Source organism: Neisseria sp. Marseille-Q1983 (assembly GCF_018224585.1).
Lineage (GTDB): Bacteria > Pseudomonadota > Gammaproteobacteria > Burkholderiales > Neisseriaceae > Neisseria > Neisseria polysaccharea.
In genome coordinates, this window is the sequence record NZ_JAGTUI010000083.1 from 1 (window position 1) to 2,789 (window position 2,789).

Consider the following 2,789-nt stretch of genomic DNA (forward strand, 5'->3'; position numbering starts at 1 on the left):
CCGGGTAGAAATGCAGTGTAACTGTATTGTCTGCCTCGCGGACGGGAATGGCGGGGATCACTTTTGCATTTGCAAGCGCGGCAATGCGGCTCAATCCGGTAATCGTTGCCGTCTGAATACCGAAAAAATCCACAAAAACCGAATCGTTGCGTCCGAAATCCTGATCGGGCAGATACAGAAACGGCGCGCTGCTTTTGCGGAACTGTTTGACGAGGGCACGTAGCCCTTCAGTTCGCCCGATGAGGAAAACGTTGTGATAGCGGTTTCGGCCTTTCAAAATCTGTTCGTCCAATATCTTGTTTTTTTGATGGGAATACATACTGATCAGCGGGATATCCTGATTAAGCGCGTACACCGCCATCTCGAACGCGGTAAAGTGCGGGTACAGGATGATGACTTTTTCCCCCGCCGCCAGCGCGTCGTCCAAATAATGCTTATTGCGGTAGCGCACCAGCGATTTCAAACGCCCGGCAGGCGCGTACCAATATAAACCGTATTCCAACATCAACTTCGCCATGTGTTTGAAATGCTGTTTCAACACGGTTTTACGCTTTTCCTCACTCCATTCGGGAAAACATTTTGCCAAATTGATTTCGCCGATACGGCGGCGCGGTTTGACCAGAAGGTAGGCAAGCAAACCCGTCAGGTCGGCAATCTTGTGCAGCAGCGCAAACGGCAGAAACTGCAAAACATACAGTACAAAAAATATAAATTTCATCTCGATACACATTTTCTTTTCAGACGGCAAAATACAAATGCCGTCTGAAACTATTGAAACCTTCCGCGCTTGACCTGCATCCCCGAAGGATTGAGTTTGGCGGCAAGCCCATGGTTGCGCAAGGCATGGGTCAAGGCCACCGCCAAACCGTCCGCCGCATCCGCCTGCGGCGTTCCCGAAAGCCCCAGCATCTGCACCACCATATGCTGCACCTGTTCTTTCGCCGCCTTGCCTTTGCCGACTACCGCCTGTTTGACCTGCAAGGCCGTGTATTCCGAAACGGGCAAACCATGACTGACCAATGCCGCCAATGCCGCGCCCCTAGCCTGACCGAGCATCAGCGTCGATGCAGGATTGACGTTGACGAACACCTGCTCCACCGCCGCCTGCTGCGGCTTGTAAACGGCAACGACTTCGCCGATGTGCCGCACAATCACGGCAATCCTGTCTGCCAGAGGCGCATCGGCAGGCGTTTTGATGCAGCCGGAGGCGACGTAAAAATGATCGCGTCCCCTGACATCGATGATGCCGAAACCCGTTACGCGGCTGCCCGGGTCAATGCCCAAGATACGGACGGTTGCCGACATATTCACAACAAACCGTGTTGAATCAGTTTTTTACGCAAGGTATTGCGGTTCAGTCCCAACATGACGGAGGCTTTGGACTGATTACCGCCGCATTGCTCCATCACGCACACCAGCAGCGGCTTTTCCACCTGATGCAATACCATATCGTACACGCCGCAAGGTTCGGTACCGTTCAGGTCTTTGAAATATTGTTCTAAATTTTGTCTGATGCATTGGGAAATATCGGGAAGGGTATGGGGCATGATTGCACTTTCAAAGGATAATCAAGTGTTCAGAAGGCATTTGGGCGGTAGGCGCACGCCCAACGGTCGGTTTTTTCGGCAAGTTTTTCAAGATAACCTGCAAGCATGTCGTATTGCGCCGCCGCACTGTCCAAGTAGTTGATTTCACGACGTGTCTGTTCGCCGTCGGGCATTTCGTCGATGTACCAGCCTATGTGTTTGCGTGCGATGCGTACGCCTGCACTATCGCCGTAAAACGCGTGTATGGCGCGGATGTGGTTCAAAATAGCGGCGGCGCATTCTGCCAAACTCAAGGCAGGCGGCAAAACACCGTGTTCGGCATAATGTTTCAAATCGCGGAAGAACCACGGCCTGCCTTGCGCGCCGCGCCCTATCATAATGCCGTCGGCGGCGGTTTGTTTGAGGACGGCTTGGGCTTTTTGCGGCGAAGTAATGTCGCCGTTGACCCAGACCGGGATGTTCAGACGGCATTTGGTTTCGGCGATGAGTTCGTAACACGCTTCGCCTTTGTACATTTGCGTGCGCGTGCGTCCGTGGACGGCAAGGGCGGCGATACCGCAATCTTCGGCGATTTTGGCGATAACGGGCAGGTTTTTGTGGTCGTCGTGCCAGCCCAAACGGGTTTTGAGGGTAACGGGTACGCCCGCCGCTTTGACCACCGCCTCCAAAATGGCGGCAACCAGCGGCTCGTTCTGCATCAGCGCGCTACCGGCTTGGACGTTGCACACTTTCTTGGCGGGACAGCCCATATTGATGTCGATAAGCTGCGCCCCGAGGCTGACGTTGTAACGCGCGGCATCAGCCATCTGCTGCGGATCGCTGCCGGCAATCTGCACGGCAACGATGCCGCCTTCATCGGTAAAATCGCTGCGGTGCAGGGTCTTTTTGGTATTTCTCAACGTCGGATCGCTGGTCAGCATTTCGCACACCGCCCAACCTGCGCCAAACGCCCGGCAAAGGCGGCGGAACGGCTTGTCGGTAATGCCCGCCATCGGCGCAAGTGCGATGGGGTTGTCGATAAAATAGCCGCCGATGTGCATAATGGGTCCGCGTTCCAAAAAAGTGCGACATTGTACATTTTTTAAGCAAAATTTCCAATCTCTGCCTGCACCCGCGATTGGGGCAGACACCGTTTTATGGCATAATCCGCACACAGATTCCCTGCCCCGCCACTCACAGGAAGGCAGTTTATAGTGGATTAACAAAAACCAGTACGGCGTTGCCTCGCCTTAGCTCAAAGAG

Annotated in this window: 4 protein-coding genes; all 4 read right to left on the reverse strand. The window is 54.1% G+C overall.

The window, feature by feature from the left end:
* Window positions 1–718, reverse strand: a 718-nt coding sequence (locus KEM39_RS11015) for a lipid A biosynthesis lauroyl acyltransferase (protein WP_211710041.1), incomplete at its 3' end; no start/stop codon positions are given.
* A 50-nt stretch (window positions 719–768) separates the two neighbouring features.
* Window positions 769–1,305: a crossover junction endodeoxyribonuclease RuvC gene (ruvC, locus tag KEM39_RS11020; protein ID WP_042744655.1), complete on the reverse strand. Its 537-nt coding sequence runs from the start codon at window positions 1,303–1,305 to the stop codon at window positions 769–771.
* Window positions 1,306–1,307: 2 nt separating this feature from the next.
* Window positions 1,308–1,547 carry a Fis family transcriptional regulator gene (locus KEM39_RS11025; RefSeq protein WP_002213092.1) on the reverse strand — a complete coding sequence of 80 codons (240 nt, stop codon included), beginning with the start codon at window positions 1,545–1,547 and terminating at the stop codon, window positions 1,308–1,310.
* 29 nt (window positions 1,548–1,576) lie between these two features.
* The gene (gene dusB, locus KEM39_RS11030; RefSeq protein WP_052177157.1) at window positions 1,577–2,587 is read right to left on the reverse strand and encodes a tRNA dihydrouridine synthase DusB; all 1,011 of its coding nucleotides are present in this window, start codon (window positions 2,585–2,587) and stop codon (window positions 1,577–1,579) included.
* Window positions 2,588–2,789 lie beyond the last annotated feature (202 nt).

Bases quoted from the DNA above. Each gene is read 5' to 3' on its own strand.
- ruvC (WP_042744655.1), bottom strand. From the start codon at position 1,305: ATGTCGGCAACCGTCCGTATCTTGGGCATTGACCCGGGCAGCCGCGTA.
- KEM39_RS11025 (WP_002213092.1), bottom strand. From the start codon at position 1,547: ATGCCCCATACCCTTCCCGATATTTCCCAATGCATCAGACAAAATTTA.
- dusB (WP_052177157.1), bottom strand. From the start codon at position 2,587: ATGCACATCGGCGGCTATTTTATCGACAACCCCATCGCACTTGCGCCG.